Genomic DNA, 16468 nt, shown 5'->3' on the forward strand with positions numbered 1-16468 from the left:
GCGCCCTATCGTGCCACCTCGGAGACGGCGGCGGCCGCTCTGGTGGCGGATGCGACACAAGCGGGGACTCCGACGCCGTGGCTCCAGGCACCGGCGACGGCGAGCCCGGGGACGTCACGGACGGCGGCGTCGATCTCGGCGACTCGCTCGACGTGCCCCGGCGCGTACTGCGGTAGCCCGCCTCGCCAGCGCTGCACCACGGTCTCGACCGGTGCGACGTCCAGGCCGGTGACCGTACGCAGATCCTGCGTGGCGATGTCGACGAGTTCCCTGTCGGTCATCTCCAGCGCTGCAGTGTCGCCGAAACGGCCGAGAGACGCACGCAGCAGCGGTGTTTCCCGCTCCCCCAGGTGCGTCCATTTCCGGCTCGAGAGAGTGAACGCTTTCACCGAGAGTCCTGCGTCGGTGGCGACGAGGACACCCGAGTTGTCCGGCAGTGCGGTCCCCGGTGGTAGAGACATGGCCACCACGACGGACGACGCGAGTTCGATGTCCGCGGCGGCGTCCGCGGCGTCAGGAACTGTGTCCGCGAGGATGCGTGCGAGAGCCGGGGCAGGTACGGCGAGAACCACGACGTCCACGTGACCGATGGGGTCGACGCGCCAGCCACGCCGCTCTCCCCGGATCGACACGACTTCGGTACCCATGACAGTTCGAGCGTTCGTCGCCGATACCAGCGCGTCGACCAGTACTCCGTACCCGTCGCGGAGTGCACCGAACACCGGTCCGGAGCTGGGCGGGGGCAGTGCCCGCTTCACGGCAGCCGTCAAGCTGCTCGCTCCTGCGTCGAGTGCTGCGGCCAACGTCGGCAGCGCGGCCCGTACGCCGATCGAGTCCGACAGTCCGGAGTACACCCCGCCGAGCAAGGGATCGACGGATCGACGAAGCACCTGATCGCCGAACCGACCACCCACCAACTCGGCGACGCTGACGTCTTCGCCCACGTTCCAGGTCATCGGCGAGTCGGATTCGGCGGAGATCCTCCGCACGGTCTCGTCGTCGACCATTCCGCGTAGCGCGACAGCGTCGGACGGGATTCCCATCAAGGTGTCCGGTGGCATCGGATGCAACGCACCGCCCGCGTAGAACAGTGGTCGCCTACCCGCCGGATGCACCAACTGCTCGGACAGGCCGAGCTCGTCCAGCAGAGCGGGAACCTCGGGCCGTCGCCCGATGAAGGCCTCCGCACCCACGTCGAGTGAACCACCGGCGATGCGTGCCGTCCGCAACGTTCCGCCGAGCCGCTCGGATGCCTCGACGACGGTGATCTCCGCGTCCGGGCCCAGGCTGCAGCGCAGTCGGTAAGCAGCGACCAGTCCGGTGATTCCGCCGCCGACCACCGCGGCGCGAGGCGCCGACACCGTCACAGCGAATGCACCAGCTCCACGACACGGGTGAGGATCGTGGGGTCGGTGTCCGGCAGGACTCCGTGGCCGAGGTTGAACACGTGCCCGGTGGCCCCCGCCGCGAGCGCACGATCCGCCTCCGCAACGATTCGCCTCACCTCGGTCTCGACGGCGTCCCAACCCGCGAACAGCACAGCCGGGTCGAGGTTGCCCTGCAGAGCTTTTCCTGCCCCGACGCGGGTGACCGCGTCGTCGAGTGGGATCCGCCAGTCGACGCCGACCACGTCGGCACCCGCGTCGCCCATTGCGCCGAGCAGTTCCCCCGTACCGACTCCGAAGTGAATTTTCGGGACACCGGCCGAGCTCACCGCGTCGAACACCTTGGTCGAGTGCGGAAGGACGAATTCACGGTAATCGGCGAGTGAGAGTGCCCCCGCCCAGGAGTCGAACAGCTGGAGTGCATCGATTCCGGCCGCGAGTTGTGCCGTCAGGAACGTGATGGTGGTGTCCGCAAGTGTGTCCAGCAACGTGTGCCAGGTCTGCGGGTCGGACCGCATCAACGCCTTCGTCTTCTCGTGGTTTCGGCTGGGCCCGCCCTCGACCAGATACGAGGCGAGCGTGAACGGGGCGCCGGCGAAGCCGATCAGCGCTGTCTCGCCCAGCTCCTTCGTCAGCAGAGCAACGGCGTCCGCAACCGGCTGTACCTGCTCGGCACTCAGCTGCGGTAGTGCATCGACATCGGCACGCGATCGCACCGGATTCGCCACCACCGGGCCCGTACCGGCGACGATGTCGAGGTCGATGCCCGCGGCCTTGAGCGGCACGACGATGTCCGAGAAGAGAATTGCGGCGTCGACGCCGTGTCTCCTGACCGGTTGCATCGTGATCTCGGTGACCAGCTCTGCGTCGAAGCAGGATTCCAGCATTCCGATCCCGGCCCGGATCGTGCGGTACTCGGGTAGAGAACGCCCGGCCTGACGCATGAACCACACGGGTCGGCGCGTCGGGACGCGGCCCGCGGCGGCGGCCAACAGGGGCGCGTCGGGAAGGTGGCGACGCGAGGACGGCGTGTCGGTGCTGGGCGTGACGGTGTTCATTGCAGTCCATGCTGCCACGCCTCACGGTCGACGCCTGTACGCAGGTCCGTGCTGGTACTTCGGCGCGCCTCCGACGAACGGGAACGTGAGAAGTCTAACGTCCGGTGACGTGACCACACCCGGATCCGCTGCCGAGCCTGCGCCGTTTCGATCGGCTGTCGAGGCGATGCACCGGGCAGTCGTGCACCCCTCGATCGAAGTCGGCCCGATCAGACCGCCGCAGCGTCTCGCGCCGTACAGCTATGCGGTGGGCGCCGAGGTCAAGCATCCTGTCGGTGAGGACGTCGGCGAGCAGTCCGACGGTGACGCATTCGGCCGACTGATCTTGTTGTACGACCCGGACGGTGACGAGGCATGGAACGGCACCATGCGCCTCGTCGCCTACATCCAGGCCGACGTCGACGAGACCCTCGCGTCGGACCCACTGCTTCCCGAGGTCGGGTGGAGCTGGCTGGTCGATGCTCTCGGTAGTCGTGCCGAGCCGGTGACCGCGCTGGGTGGGACTGTCACATCGACCAGTTCCGTCAGGTACGGGGACATCGCCGGGCCCCCGAAGGCGCATCAACTCGAGCTCCGCGCGTCGTGGACGGCGGGATCGGTGGAGCTCGCGTCACACGTGGAGGCGTTCTGCGAGGTCCTGGCCTACGCCGCCGGATTGCCTCCGGCCGGGATCACCGAGTTACGGAGCACAGCCGAGAAACGGTGACGCGACCCGAACTGGATCGTGAGTTCGCACGCGGTCCGCTCGTTTGGGCTTAGAGTCACCTCTCATGTCAGCGACAAGTTCCAGTGAACCGTCGGATGTAACGGACGGTCCTCCGCCTGCCGTTCCTCTGCTCGCGCCCGCCGACGGTGTCCCCCCGGTCGTCGACACCGTCGCCGGCGTCGCCGAGGCCGCGGCTGCACTGGCGGGCGGTCACGGTCCGCTCGCCGTGGACGCCGAACGGGCGTCGGGTTTTCGCTACTCCCAGCGTGCGTACCTGCTGCAATTTCGCCGCCGCGGTGCGGGAACGGTCCTGCTGGATCCGATACCGGTCACCGGGCAGCTCACCGCCTTGGCCGAGGTGATCAACCCGTTGGAGTGGGTGTTGCACTCGGCCGACCAGGATCTTCCCGGCCTCGAAGAACTGGGCCTCGTCCCGACGACGCTGTACGACACCGAACTTGCCGGCCGTCTGGCGGGCTTCGAGCGCGTCGGACTCGGCGCGATCGTCGAGAGAACGCTCGGCCTCTCGTTGCAGAAAGGACACGGCGCCGCCGATTGGTCGACGCGGCCACTCCCGGACACGTGGTTGAACTACGCCGCACTGGATGTGGAAGTACTGCTGGAGCTGCGTGACGCGATGGCCGCCGAACTCGAGAGCCAAGGCAAGACGGAGTGGGCGGCGCAGGAGTTCGCACACATTCTGACCCTCGGTCCCCCGAAGCCGAAGACCGACCGTTGGCGCCGGACATCGGGTATCCATGCGGTGAAATCTCAGCGTGTCCTCGCGGCGGTGCGTGAACTGTGGCAGGCGCGCGACGAGATCGCTCGCCGCCGCGACATCGCCGCGGGACGGGTTCTGCCGGACTCGGCCATCGTCGCCGCCGCCACCTCTGATCCGAAGAACGAGAACGAGTTGAAGGCGTTACCTGTCTTCGGCGGCCCCCGCCAGCGCCGGTCCGCGAAAGTATGGCTGGGCGCGCTCAGCCGGGCACGCGCACTGCCCGCCTCCGACCTGCCGCCCAAGGCAGCACCGTTCGACGGTCCTCCCCCGGTGAATCGGTGGGCTCGCCGCGACCAGGATGCCGCCGATCGGCTCGCCGCGACGCGAGCGGCAATGACGGAACTCAGCGAGCGCGTGTCGGTTCCCGTCGAGAATCTGCTGCTTCCCGATCTGTTGCGCCGGCTCGTGTGGGACTGGAAGCCGCTGACGTCGACCGACGCCGCGGGTGCGATCGAGCACGAGCTGGCCGACGGCGGGGCCCGTCCCTGGCAGCGTGAGCTCGTCGTCCCAGTGCTCACGGCCGCATTGACCCCTCCTCAAGTTACCGACGGGTAATACCCGCTACAGTGGGCGTCAACCCGGCGTCGGTCGGGTCCATGTCCGCATCTGTCGGGAGGATCGAAGCGTGTCTGTACCCGCGTCCACCAGCTCACAGCGGAATGTCGTGTTCGTCGACGGCATCCGCACACCGTTCGGCAAGGCAGGCCCCAAGGGCATCTACGCCGACACTCGCGCCGACGACCTCGTCGTCAAAGCCATCCGCGAACTGCTCCGCAAGAACCCCAACCTTCCTCCCGAGCGGATCGACGAGGTCGCCATAGCCGCGACCACACAGACCGGCGATCAGGGCCTGACCATCGGCCGCACGTCCGCCCTGCTGGCAGGTCTTCCCCGCAGCGTGCCCGGCTTCGCCATCGATCGCATGTGTGCGGGCGCCATGACGTCGGTGACCACCACCGGATCAGGCATCGGCTTCGGCCAGTACGACGTCGTGATCGCAGGCGGCGTCGAGCACATGGGTCGTCACCCTATGGGCGAGGGCGTCGATCCGAACCCGCGGTTCCTCGCGGACAAGCTCGTCGACCCGAGTGCTCTCGTCATGGGCAACACCGCCGAGAACCTCCACGACCGCTTCCCGTCGATCACCAAGGACCGCACCGACGCCTACGCCGTGGCGAGCCAGGAGAAGTACGACGCCGCCAAGAAGGCCGGCTACATCGCCGACACCCTCGTCCCGGTCGCCACCAAATCTGCCGCCGGATGGGGTCTGGCCACCGAGGACGAACCACCTCGTCCGGGCACCACCGTCGAAGACCTGGCGAAGCTCAAGACTCCGTTCCGTCCGGCCGGCCGCGTGACCGCCGGAAACGCAGCAGGTCTCAACGACGGTGCCACCGCCGCGATTCTCGCAGGTGAAGACACTGCGCACGAGCTCGGACTGAACATCGGCATGCGGATGGTCGGCTTCTCGTTCGCAGGCGTCGACCCCGCCGTCATGGGCATCGGACCGGTCCCGGCGACCGAAAAGCTGCTCGGCCGAACCGGATTGAGCATCTCCGACATCGGCCTGTTCGAGATCAACGAAGCCTTCGCCATCCAGGTCCTCGCGTTCCTCGAGCACTACGGCATCGCCGATGACGACCCCCGCGTCAACCAGTGGGGCGGCGCCATCGCGTGTGGCCACCCGCTCGCATCCTCCGGCGTGCGCCTCATGACACAGCTGTCGCGTCAGTTCGCGCAGCGTCCCGACGTCCGCTACGGCTTGACGACCATGTGCATCGGCCTCGGTATGGGCGGCACCGTCATCTGGGAGAACCCGAACCACTCCGACTACGCGGGAGTGAAGCCTGCAGGAACGACCCAGACGGCAGGAGCAGCCAAATGAGCGACATCACCACTGCGTTCACCGACGAGGTAGTCACGAACGCATTCACCAAGATCGTCTCCGTCCCCGGCCTCGAAGGCTCGATCGCCCTCGTGACGCTGGACAACGGCTACGACCACACCAAGCCGTCGACGTTCGGCCCCGGCGGCCTCACGCAGTTCGACGCCGCACTCGACGAGGCATTCGCCGCGAACCCGGTCGCGATCGCAGTGACCGGCAAGCCGTTCATCTTCGCGGTCGGTGCCGACCTCAATGGTGTACCGAACATCAAGACCAAGGACGAGGCGCTCCAGATCGGTCAGCTCGGCCACAAGGTGTTCCGGCGCCTGCGTGAATCCGAGATCCCGACGTTCGCATTCATCAACGGTGCTGCTCTCGGCGGCGGCCTCGAAGTCGGCCTGCACTCGCACTACCGCACCGTCGCCGACAACGCGGCAGCACTGGGATTGCCCGAGGCGTTCCTCGGACTCGTTCCGGGATGGGGCGGAACTCAGTTGCTGCCCAACATCATCGGCGCATCGAACGCCGTGACGGTGATCATCGAGAATTCGCTCAACCAGAACCGAACCCTCAAGCCGCAGCAGGCGCTCGATCTCGGTATCGCCGACGCCGTGTTCGGCGGCGCCGACTTCATCGAGCAGTCGCTGGCATGGGCAGCCCAGGTCATCAAGGGCGACATCACTCCCGCCCGTCCCGAGATCGACCGTGGCCAGGCCTGGGATGACGCCGTTGCCCGCGCCAAGGGCATCGTCGCGGGCAAGACCGGTAACTTCGCTCCCGGTCCGGTCGCTGCTGTCGAGCTGATCGAGCTCGCCAAGAACACCGACATCAACGACTCGGCTTCGCTGGACGCCGCATTCGCTGCCGAGGACGAGGCACTGTCCACTCTGCTCGTGAAAGACGAACTGCGTGCAGGCCTCTATGCATTCGATCTCGTACAGAAGCGGGCCAAGCGACCCGCAGGTGCACCGGACAAGTCGTTGGCGCGCAAGATTTCCGGCGTCGGTATCGTCGGGGCAGGTCTCATGGCCAGCCAGCTCGCTCTGCTCTTCGTCCGGCAGCTGAAGGTTCCGGTGATCCTCACCGACATCGACCAGGAGCGCATCGACAAGGGCGTCGGCTACGTTCACGGTGAGATCGACAAGCTGCTCGGCAAGAAGCGTCTGTCCCCGGATGCCGCCAACCGATTGAAAGCACTGGTCTCCGGCTCCATCGACAAGGCGGCGTTCGCACAGGCAGACTTCGTCATCGAGGCCGTGTTCGAGAATCTCGACGTGAAGAAGAAGGTGTTCGCCGAGGTCGAGGAATTCGTCTCTCCCGACACGATTCTCGCCACCAACACCTCGTCGCTGTCGATCACGAAAATGGCAGCCGATCTGAAGCACCCCGAGCGCGTGGTGGGCTTCCACTTCTTCAACCCCGTCGCCGTCCTCCCGCTACTAGAGGTCGTCAAGGGCGAGAAGACCGACGATGCCACGCTGGCAACGGCATTCGCCACGGCCAAGACTCTTAAGAAGTCGGCCGTGCTCTCTGCCGACCTGCCCGGATTCGTCTTCAACAGGCTCGTCACCCGCGCCTCCGGAGAGATCATCGCCGCGATCGACGAGGGCACGCCCTTCGACGTCGCCGACGGGGCGGTCGCCGAGCTCGGCATGCCGATGAGCCCGCTCACCCTGCTGGCATTGGTCGGACCGGCCGTCGCCCTGCACACCGCGGAGACCCTCGCCGAGGCGTACCCCGAGCGGTTCAAGGACTCCGCCGGATTCCGCGCACTCGTCGACGCCAAGAAGCCCGGTGTCTGGACCTACGGACCCGAAGGCCAGATCGTCGACCCCGAGGTGGCAGCGCTGTGGCCGCAGGGTGATTCACCGTCGACGGCGGAGCAGGTTCTGGATCGAACCCGCCGAGCGTTCGCCGACGAGATCAACATCATGTTGGAGGAAGGCGTCGTAGCCGCGGCGGAGGACATCGACCTCTGCCTGCTCCTCGGCGGCGGCTTCGGATTCTGGAACGGCGGAATCACTCCGTACCTCGATCGAACCGGCACCTCGGAAGCGGTGACCGGCAGGCGATTCCTCGCCGACGGCGTCGCGAACGTCTGACGGAAGTCCGAGATCGAAGTTGTGTACGTCGTCACCGTGAACCATGTACACAACTTCGATCTCGCCGGCGTTACAGCGTGCCCAGAAAAGCCATGAGCTCAGATTCGCGTGCGGGGTCGTAGGACTCCGCGGAAGACGACACAACGCGGTTGCGGTCGACGTAGTCGCCGCTGCGAGCGAGCGTTCGGCCGGACACCAGGTCAGCGAGTGCCGCACCTGCCTGCGTGGACGTGGTGGCCAGTGGCGTCAGACTAAGCACTGGACCCAGCGCTCGCATCATCAGCTGCGCTCCCCTGCCTGCATGTCTGGCCAGGCCGGTCCCCGGGACCAGACCGGGGTTGAACGAGATGATGTCGACGCCCGGTTCGAGGGCGTCAGCCCATGCATGAACGAGGTGGACCGCCGCAAGTTTGCTGGTCGAGTACGCGGTTCTCCCGGCTGCGGCCGACTCCGGTTCGGCGAAGGCACCGGGACGCGCGAGGACGTCCGGAGCCGACCACACGGGCGCCGGAACCAGCGCGAGATTGTGCCGGAGATCCCCGAAGTGCGTGTCGCTGACGGTGATCACGATGCGCGAGGAATCCGTCAGGTGGGACCGGAGCTGGGTCAGAAGTACGTGGTTGGCAACTACGTTGACCGCGAAGGTCGCTTCGAGACCGTCGACCGTCGTCGTGACGGCATCGGTGTACTGGATGCCCGCGTTTCCGACGAACCTGTCGAGTTTCGGGATCGAACCGTTCTGCACCAGCGCGCCGATGTGACGGCCCGCCGTTCTCGTCGCCTCGACGTCAGCGAGGTCGGCGTCCACGAACGTGACCCGAGGAGAGGTCGGGCCAGGTCCTCGACCGACCACGACGAGGTGTGCATGAGGGTCGTCAACAAGCAACCTCGAGGCTGCTACGGCGCCGATCCCCTGGCTGACTCCGGTCATGACAATGGTGTGTGCGGAACTGTGGGTCATGGCACCCACGCTGTCACCGGCACAGGAGTACAACCAGCACCCGGTGAGACGGTGGGATCAGCAGTACCAGGATGCATCCGCCGAAGCGAGAGATGATGGACCGATGAGCGACACGGCATCCGACCTCGGTGAAGTCCTGCGCGGATGGAGGGACAGACTCTCACCTGTCGATGCAGGCCTGCCGACGGGCCCGAGGCGGCGGACCGAGGGTCTACGCCGTGAAGAGTTGGCACAGCTGGCCGGAGTGTCCGTCGACTACCTCGTCCGACTCGAACAAGGCCGCGCCACGACGCCGTCCGCGCAGGTCACCGCGTCTTTGGCACGAGCCTTGCAGTTGAACGGCGCCGAGCGAGATCACCTGTACCGCTGCGCTGGCCTGTTGCCACCGGGCCCGGGAAGCATCGATCGACACGTCGGTCCCGGCATTGCGCGCCTCGTCGGCCGCCTGGCGGACACGCCTGTGGCCGTGTTCGCGGCGGATTGGGACCTTCTGACGTGGAACCCGATGTGGAGCGCACTGCAAGGCAATCCGACGGCGATCGACGTGACGCACCGAAACCTGGTCCGGGTGATGTTCGGGAGCGACGATCGCGGCCGAGCCGCCTATCCACCCGCGTCGTCGACGGCAGACCTGGAGCATCTCGCGACGGCACTCGTCGCCGACCTCAGAATCGCAGCCGTCCGGTTCCCACGCGACGCACCGCTGCTTGCGTTGATCACCGAATTACGTACGCAGAACTCGTATTTCGATGCACTGTGGCGCTCGGGGACCGCCGCCGAGCATGCCACCGATCGCAAGACGATCCACCATGCAACCGTCGGGGACATCACCCTCGACTGCGACGTTCTCACCGCACCCGGCACCGACCTCCGGCTTGTCGTCTACACCGCTGCGACGGGCACGGCAGATGCAGACAAGCTCGACTTTCTTCGGGTCGCGGCAGGCGTCGCCGTAGCCGAGCACTGAGATTGCCGTCACGTCGCGATACATTTCGGCGGGCTGTGCCGTCGAGAGGGACATGAACACACTGAAGATCGCAGTTGCAGGTGGAACCGGCGTCGTCGGCAAGCACGTGGTCGACCTCGCACGAGGACGCGGTCACGACGTTCTCGTGCTCACCCGCTCCAACGGCGTGGACCTCGTCGACGGAACCGGCCTCGACGACGCTCTCGCCGGGGTCGACGTCGTCGTAGACGTTGCCTCGACGCGAACAATGTCTGCCAAGGAATCCGTCCGGTTCTTCACGAGCGTTACCGCACATCTCCTTCGGGCGGAGCACAATGCGGGCGTGCGGCATCACGTGGCGCTCTCCATCGTCGGCGTCGACGAGGCGCCGTACTCGTACTACGCGGGAAAAGTCGCGCAGGAACAAGCGATTCGAGACGGCGACATTCCCTGGACCATCCTGCGCGCAACGCAGTTTCACGAATTCGCCGAGCAACTCGTCGAGCGAACCACGCTCGGTCCGCTCGTCGTCGTACCACGTATGCGGTGCATGCCCGTCGCGGCACGAGACGTTGCGCGGACACTCGTCGAACTGGCCGAAGGCACACCCGCAGGCAAAGTCCCGGACCTCGGCGGACCACGAGAGGAACGCATGGTGGACATGGTCCGCACCAACGTGGCCACACTCCACGGCAGACACTGGGTTGTCGAGGTCCCCGTGCCAGGCGCCTACGGGAGAGCCATGCGCGACGGCACCCTCGTGCCGGGAGCCGATGCCGACCACGCGTCGACCACCTTCGCGGATCGACTCGGCTGAAGGAACCCGACCCTCCGCGCTGGGGTAACCCTTCGGATGAAATCCGCTGATTTCAGCCACCGACCGGCTGGAGCAGGTCCATGATGTCGATGACCACCACCGACGCTGGCTCGTCAGAAAGCTGGGTTCGTCATGACGCAACCTGCAGAACGCCATACCGCGAAAGTCATCGGAGTCACCGTCGCGGCAGCGGTCGGTGGCTTCCTCTTCGGTTTCGATTCGTCGGTCGTCAACGGCGCGGTCGACTCGATCCAGGAGAACTTCGGCCTCAGTTCGTTCGTCACCGGATTCGCCGTCGCGATCGCGCTGCTCGGATGCGCAGTCGGTGCGTGGTTCGCCGGACGGCTCGCCGACAGTTGGGGACGCAAACGCGTCATGCTGTTGGGCTCGGCGTTGTTCACCATCTCGTCGGTGGGTTCCGGTTTCGCTTTCTCCATCCCCGACCTGATGTTGTGGCGAGTGCTCGGCGGACTCGGAATCGGAATCGCATCGGTCATCGCGCCTGCCTACATCTCCGAGATCGCGCCCGCACGCTATCGCGGTGGTCTCGCGTCGCTGCAGCAGTTGGCCATCACCGTCGGCATCTTCGCCGCGTTGCTGTCCGACGCGGTGCTGCAGAACGCCGCGGGTGGGCCGTCGAACGATCTGTGGTTCGGTATGGAGGCGTGGCGATGGATGTTCCTCGTCGGCGTCGTACCCGCGCTCGTCTACGGTTTTCTGGCCACGCTCATCCCCGAGTCCCCTCGTTATCTGGTCGGCAAGCACCTCGACGAGGAAGCAGCCCGAATTCTCGGGGAGATCTCCGGCGAGGTGAACCCGAACGAGCGCGTGAAGGAAATCCGGCTGACGCTGCGGCGCGAAGCGAAGTCGTCGTTTGGCGACATTCGCGGACCGAAGTTCGGTCTGCAGCCGATCGTCTGGGTCGGCATCACGATGGCGGTCCTGCAACAGTTCGTGGGCATCAACGCGATCTTCTACTATTCGACGACACTGTGGAAGTCCGTGGGCTTCAGCGAGAATCAGTCGTTCGTCACCTCGGTGATCACATCCGTCATCAACGTCACCATGACGTTCGTGGCGATCCTGTTCGTCGACCGATTCGGCCGTAAGAACTTGCTTCAGATCGGTTCCGTCGGAATGTTCGTGGGACTGGTGCTCGCTGCGGTGTCGTTCACTCAGGCCGTCGGCACCGGAGACGACCTGACACTCCCGACGCCGTGGGGAACGATCGCGCTGATCGGCGCCAACCTGTTCGTCATCTTCTTCGCCGCCACCTGGGGTCCGATCATGTGGGTGATGTTGGGAGAGATGTTCCCCAACAACATGCGTGCGGTTGCTCTCGGTATCAGCACTGCAGCCAACTGGGTAGCGAACTTCGCGATCACGTTGGCGTTCCCGCCGCTCACTCAGTCGATCGGCCTCGGTTTCATCTACTCGTTCTTCGCGTTCTTCGCGCTGGTGTCCTTCTTCTTCGTCAAGTTCAAGATCCGCGAAACGAAGGGCATGGAGCTCGAGGACATGGTTCTGTAACTCCGGTCAGGAGGCGCGTCATGCCGATGTTCGTCGTCGAATACACGTACACGCCGGAAACGTCGGGCGGCCGAGACGACCACCGAACCGACCACCGAGCGTGGATCCACGAGATGGCTCGCCGAAAAACCATCAGGTCGTCCGGGCCGCTGGCCGACCACAGTGGCGCAATGTTCATCGTCGAATGCCCCGACCGCGACGCCGTCGCCCGGTTGTTCGCACACGATCCGTTCAACCGTGCCGGCTTGGTGGCCGACGTGCGGATCAGTCAGTGGGCGCCCACCATCGGTGAACACGCCGACTGACGCCTCAGTTCGACCCGAGCCACCCGGCGATGCGGCGCGTCAGGTCTTCCGGCGTGAGCCCCAGTTCACGGTGGATCTGCTCGCGTGACGCGTGATCCAGGAATCGCTGCGGAACTCCGATGTCGCGGCACGCGGTGTCCACACCGACTGCCCGGACCGCCGCGGACACCGTCGATCCGACGCCTCCGTGCACCCCCGAATCCTCGAGGGTCACGACGAGTTTGTACTCCTCGGCCAATTTCAGCAGGGCCTCCGGGACCGGAAGCACCCATCGTGGATCGACTACGGTCACCGACACACCGTGCTCGGCCAGAGCGGCAGCCGTCTCGAGCGCCAGTCCTGCGAAGGCGCCGACGGCCACGATGAGCACGTCTCGGCCCGCGGAATCAGGCTCGGCCAACACGTCGATGACACCGTCGAGACGTCGGAGCGCCGGGATGTCCTCCGTGACAGCGCCCTTCGGGAACCTGAGGGCAGTGGGCCCGTCACTCACCGCGAGTGCCTCGCCGAGTTCCTCACGGAGAGAGGCGCAGTCGCGTGGTGCGGCAACCCGCATGCCGGGAACGATCCCGAGCAACGACATGTCCCACATGCCGTTGTGGCTGGCACCGTCGGCACCGGTGACACCGGCGCGGTCCAGAACGAGAGTGACCGGCAGATTCAGCAGCGCAACGTCCATCAGTAGTTGGTCGAAGGCGCGATTGAGGAACGTCGAGTACACGGCGACGACGGGGTGCAGGCCACCGAGCGCAAGGCCTGCCGCCGACGTCATTGCATGCTGTTCGGCGATCCCGACGTCGAACATACGGGTGGGGTACTTCTCCCCGAACGCCGCGAGGCCGGTGGGACCCGCCATGGCCGCGGTGATCGCGACGATGTCCTCACGCTCGGCCGCACGGTCGATCAATTCGGCCGAGAACACGGACGTCCAATCGGGAGCCGATTGCTTGCGGGCGAGCCCGGTCAGGGGATCGATGACGCCGGTGGCGTGCATCTGGTCGGCGACGTTGTTCTCGGCGTGGGCGTACCCCATACCCTTGCGAGTGACTGCGTGCACGATCACCGGGCCGCCGTATGCCTTGGCTCGGCGCAAGGCGGACTCCATGGCCTGCTCGTCGTGACCGTCGACCGGTCCCAGGTATTTGATGCCGAGGTCGGTGAACAGGACCTGAGGGCTGATGGCGTCCTTGACGCCCGCTTTCATGCCGTGCAGCATCGCGTACGCCGTCTTGCCGAACAACGGAATCTTGCGGACGATGCGGCGTCCGTTGTCGAGAATGCGCTCGTAGCCCGGCTGCAGGCGTAGGGCGGCAAGATGTTCGGCCAATCCGCCGATGGTGGGAGCGTAGGAGCGACCGTTGTCGTTGACGACGATCACGAGGGAACGATCCTTGCCCGCCGCGATGTTGTTGAGTGCTTCCCAACACATCCCGCCCGTCAGCGCACCGTCACCGACGACGGCGACGACGTGGCGGTCGCTCTGCCCGGTCAGCTGAAAAGCCTTGGCCAGCCCGTCCGCGTAGGACAAGGACGCCGACGCATGCGAGGACTCGACCCAGTCGTGTTCGCTCTCGGCGCGCGAGGGGTAGCCGGACAGTCCGCCCTGCTTGCGGAGCGACGCGAACTCGGCGGTGCGGCCGGTGACCATCTTGTGCACGTACGCCTGATGGCCGGTGTCCCAGATGATCGGGTCACGCGGAGAATCGAACGTGCGGTGGACGGCCAACGTCAGCTCGACGACACCCAGGTTGGGACCCAGATGACCTCCGGTGGCCGACACCGTCTCGACGAGGAATTCACGGATCTCCTCGGCCAGATCCACCACCTCCGCCGGCGAAAGACGGCGCAGGTCCTCAGGCGACTGAACGCGCGCTAGAACACCCAACGAGATCGCTCCCTCCGGCCGGAAACTTCGGCAACACGTGCGGTACTTCGATGTCGATGGCTCGACACTTCTTCGATCAGAACAGTCTACGTAGCGAAACGTAGACGCCGTACCGACACCGCCGATGCCGTACCGCGACCACCGCAGAATCATGTACCGACTCCGACAATACTGTGACCTCCGGGCAACACGACCATCACGCCCACGCGTCGATGATCACACCGAACCCCGAGGTCGGAGCATAGGGTTGCCTCATGTCGAGCGTCGTGGATCGAATACTCCAACACGTCTTCGACGCGTGCCGAGACGACACCTCGGGCAGCGTCGCCGATTACATCCCCGAACTCGCCGCGGTCGCGCCCGACGGTTTCGGGATCGCCCTGGCGACGAGCGACGGGTACGTGTACGAGGTGGGCGACACGTCGACGCTGTTCACGATCCAGTCGATCTCGAAGCCCTTCACCTACGGACTGGCCCTCGCCGACCGGGGTGAGGACGCCGTCGCGCAGAAGATCGACATCGAGCCGTCGGGTGAACCGTTCAACGAGATCAGTCTCGATCCGATCACCGAACGCCCACGCAATCCGATGATCAATGCGGGAGCCATCACCTCGGCGTCGCTGATCGCCGGGAAGTCGGCCGCGGATCGGTTCGAACGAATCCGTCAGGCCTACTCCCGGTACGCGGGTCGCTCGCTGACGTTCAACGAATCGGTGTACCGCTCCGAGGCCCGCACCGGCAACCGGAACCGTGCGATCGGATACATGCTGCGCTCGTTCGACATCATCACCGACGATCCCGACGCCGCAGTGGATCTGTACTTCCGCCAGTGCTCCATCGACGTCACCGCGGTCGACCTCGCCATGATGGCTGCCACCATGGCGAACAACGGCTCAAACCCGCGCACGAAGGAACGTGCACTCGCACCGGCGTTGGTGGAGCGCGTCCTCAGTGTGATGACGACGTGCGGGATGTACGACGGTGCGGGCGACTGGGTCGCGCGAGTGGGGATGCCGGCGAAGAGCGGGGTGGGCGGCGGCATTCTGGCCGTCCTGCCCGGTCAGATGGGAATCGCGGTCTACTCCCCCCGGCTCGACCCGCACGGAAACAGCGTGCGCGGCGTCGCGGCGTGCCGAGAACTGTCACGCAAGCTCGAACTTCACTTCCTGCACGTCACGCGCGCGGCCCGGTCCGCGATCCGCGGCAAGTACACCGTCGGTGAGGCCCCGTCGCGTCGCCGACGAAGCGACGTCGAGCAGGCCGCTCTCGCTCGGTTCGGCAGCCGCGCTCGGGTGTACGAGCTGCACGGCGATCTGTTGTTCTCCGGGGCGGAGACCGCGGTTCGCGAGATCGGAAACCTCGACGAACAGCTCGATGCGTTGGTCATCGACGTCCGCGGCGTCGACGAGGTCAGTGACGTGGCGCGCGGAATGTTCGACAGCGTGCTCGGTCACCTGTCCGAGCATGGTTGCAGGGCCTCGCTCGTCGACCCTGCGGGTGTTCTGGGTCGCACCAGTTCGAGCATCGATCCGGGCGGCGCATCCGGCCGCGTCTTCGCCGACCTGGGTTCCGCCATTCAATGGGCCGAGGAGATTCTGCTCGACAAGTACTGCGTCGGACCTCGCCAACCCGACCGTATCGCCTTGCGGGACCACCCGGTGCTCGACGGCTTGACCCCGGCCGAATACGCCGCTGTCGAACCCGCCTTCACCGTGCACACCTACGCAAGGGGCGACACCGTCGTGACCAGCGGACAACCGGCCGCCGGGTTGTTTCTCGTACTGGCCGGGCAGGTGTCGTCGTCGTTCACCTCACCGGGAGGCCGACATCACCGCATCTCGACGCTGTCGCCTGGGATGAGTTTCGGCGAGATGCCCCTTCTGGCCCGAACGGAGTTCCTGCTCGATTTCCGGGCGGACACCCCGTTGTCGGTCGCCGTGATGTCGGTTCGAGACTTCGAAGCGTTGTCCGAGTCGGCACCGTCGGTGAAGCTCGAGCTTCTCACCACCCTCGCGACCGGTGCGTACATGCAGATGAACACCGCGATCAAATCTCTCGGGCAGTTCGATGTGGGGCGCTGAGGCCCCACATCGAACTCGACCGGCGT

The 16468-nt window shown here is 65.9% G+C and carries 13 protein-coding genes; 9 read left to right on the plus strand and 4 right to left on the minus strand.

Annotation, left to right across the window (positions count from 1 at the left end):
- Positions 1 to 5 precede the first annotated feature (5 nt).
- A complete protein-coding gene (locus tag H292_RS0101155) occupies positions 6 to 1367 on the minus strand; it encodes a protoporphyrinogen oxidase (protein WP_020110163.1) in 1362 nt (453 codons plus the stop codon).
- Complete coding sequence (gene hemE, locus H292_RS0101160) at positions 1364 to 2443, minus strand: uroporphyrinogen decarboxylase (protein WP_020110164.1); 1080 nt, start codon at positions 2441 to 2443, stop codon at positions 1364 to 1366. Before hemE ends, H292_RS0101155 begins: the two co-directional genes overlap by 4 nt.
- Positions 2444 to 2552: 109 nt before the next feature.
- On the opposite strand from hemE, the gene H292_RS0101165 reads away from it, so the two are divergent.
- The 4 genes from H292_RS0101165 (at position 2553) to H292_RS0101180 (ending at position 7917) form a co-directional block, all read left to right on the plus strand.
- A complete protein-coding gene (locus H292_RS0101165) occupies positions 2553 to 3149 on the plus strand; it encodes a DUF3000 domain-containing protein (RefSeq protein WP_019664022.1) in 597 nt (198 codons plus the stop codon).
- A 64-nt stretch (positions 3150 to 3213) separates the two neighbouring features.
- Positions 3214 to 4485, plus strand: a complete 1272-nt coding sequence (locus tag H292_RS0101170; protein ID WP_020110165.1) for a ribonuclease D — start codon at positions 3214 to 3216, stop codon at positions 4483 to 4485.
- Between the two features lie 70 nt (positions 4486 to 4555).
- Positions 4556 to 5815, plus strand: a complete 1260-nt coding sequence (locus H292_RS0101175; protein WP_020110166.1) for a thiolase family protein — start codon at positions 4556 to 4558, stop codon at positions 5813 to 5815.
- Positions 5812 to 7917, plus strand: coding sequence for a 3-hydroxyacyl-CoA dehydrogenase NAD-binding domain-containing protein (locus H292_RS0101180; RefSeq protein WP_020110167.1), 2106 nt, complete (start codon positions 5812 to 5814; stop codon positions 7915 to 7917). The genes H292_RS0101175 and H292_RS0101180 overlap by 4 nt, the downstream gene beginning before the upstream one ends.
- Before the next feature lie 70 nt (positions 7918 to 7987).
- Here H292_RS0101180 and H292_RS0101185 read toward each other — a convergent pair whose 3' ends face one another.
- A complete protein-coding gene (locus H292_RS0101185) occupies positions 7988 to 8878 on the minus strand; it encodes an SDR family NAD(P)-dependent oxidoreductase (RefSeq protein ID WP_231383729.1) in 891 nt (296 codons plus the stop codon).
- A 103-nt stretch (positions 8879 to 8981) separates the two neighbouring features.
- On the opposite strand from H292_RS0101185, the gene H292_RS0101190 reads away from it, so the two are divergent.
- From H292_RS0101190 to H292_RS0101205, 4 genes are all read left to right on the plus strand, one after another.
- Complete coding sequence (locus H292_RS0101190) at positions 8982 to 9845, plus strand: helix-turn-helix transcriptional regulator (RefSeq protein ID WP_027498537.1); 864 nt, start codon at positions 8982 to 8984, stop codon at positions 9843 to 9845.
- Between the two features lie 52 nt (positions 9846 to 9897).
- Positions 9898 to 10641 carry an SDR family oxidoreductase gene (locus H292_RS0101195; protein WP_020110170.1) on the plus strand — a complete coding sequence of 248 codons (744 nt, stop codon included), beginning with the start codon at positions 9898 to 9900 and terminating at the stop codon, positions 10639 to 10641.
- Positions 10642 to 10773: 132 nt separating this feature from the next.
- On the plus strand, positions 10774 to 12171 hold the full coding sequence (locus tag H292_RS0101200; protein ID WP_019664030.1) for a sugar porter family MFS transporter: 1398 nt from the start codon (positions 10774 to 10776) through the stop codon (positions 12169 to 12171).
- Positions 12172 to 12191: 20 nt separating this feature from the next.
- A complete protein-coding gene (locus H292_RS0101205) occupies positions 12192 to 12476 on the plus strand; it encodes a YciI family protein (protein ID WP_020110171.1) in 285 nt (94 codons plus the stop codon).
- Between the two features lie 4 nt (positions 12477 to 12480).
- On the opposite strand, the gene dxs is transcribed toward H292_RS0101205, so the two are convergent.
- Positions 12481 to 14361: a 1-deoxy-D-xylulose-5-phosphate synthase gene (gene dxs / locus H292_RS0101210; protein ID WP_027498538.1), complete on the minus strand. Its 1881-nt coding sequence runs from the start codon at positions 14359 to 14361 to the stop codon at positions 12481 to 12483.
- A 254-nt stretch (positions 14362 to 14615) separates the two neighbouring features.
- On the opposite strand from dxs, the gene glsA reads away from it, so the two are divergent.
- Positions 14616 to 16442 carry a glutaminase A gene (gene glsA / locus H292_RS0101215; RefSeq protein WP_020110173.1) on the plus strand — a complete coding sequence of 609 codons (1827 nt, stop codon included), beginning with the start codon at positions 14616 to 14618 and terminating at the stop codon, positions 16440 to 16442.
- The last annotated feature ends 26 nt before the right edge of the window (positions 16443 to 16468 follow it).

The sequence above is a fragment of the Rhodococcus sp. 114MFTsu3.1 genome (assembly GCF_000383555.1).
GTDB classification, from domain to species: Bacteria; Actinomycetota; Actinomycetes; order Mycobacteriales; family Mycobacteriaceae; genus Rhodococcoides; species Rhodococcoides fascians_E.

What these genes read in the sequence shown, in the direction of transcription:
- H292_RS0101200 (WP_019664030.1), top strand. Translation starts at nt 10,774, where the DNA reads ATGACGCAACCTGCAGAACGCCATACCGCGAAAGTCATCGGAGTCACC.
- H292_RS0101205 (WP_020110171.1), top strand. Translation starts at nt 12,192, where the DNA reads ATGCCGATGTTCGTCGTCGAATACACGTACACGCCGGAAACGTCGGGC.
- hemE (WP_020110164.1), bottom strand. Translation starts at nt 2,443, where the DNA reads ATGAACACCGTCACGCCCAGCACCGACACGCCGTCCTCGCGTCGCCAC.
- H292_RS0101170 (WP_020110165.1), top strand. Translation starts at nt 3,214, where the DNA reads ATGTCAGCGACAAGTTCCAGTGAACCGTCGGATGTAACGGACGGTCCT.
- H292_RS0101195 (WP_020110170.1), top strand. Translation starts at nt 9,898, where the DNA reads ATGAACACACTGAAGATCGCAGTTGCAGGTGGAACCGGCGTCGTCGGC.
- glsA (WP_020110173.1), top strand. Translation starts at nt 14,616, where the DNA reads ATGTCGAGCGTCGTGGATCGAATACTCCAACACGTCTTCGACGCGTGC.
- H292_RS0101185 (WP_231383729.1), bottom strand. Translation starts at nt 8,878, where the DNA reads ATGACCCACAGTTCCGCACACACCATTGTCATGACCGGAGTCAGCCAG.
- H292_RS0101190 (WP_027498537.1), top strand. Translation starts at nt 8,982, where the DNA reads ATGAGCGACACGGCATCCGACCTCGGTGAAGTCCTGCGCGGATGGAGG.
- H292_RS0101180 (WP_020110167.1), top strand. Translation starts at nt 5,812, where the DNA reads ATGAGCGACATCACCACTGCGTTCACCGACGAGGTAGTCACGAACGCA.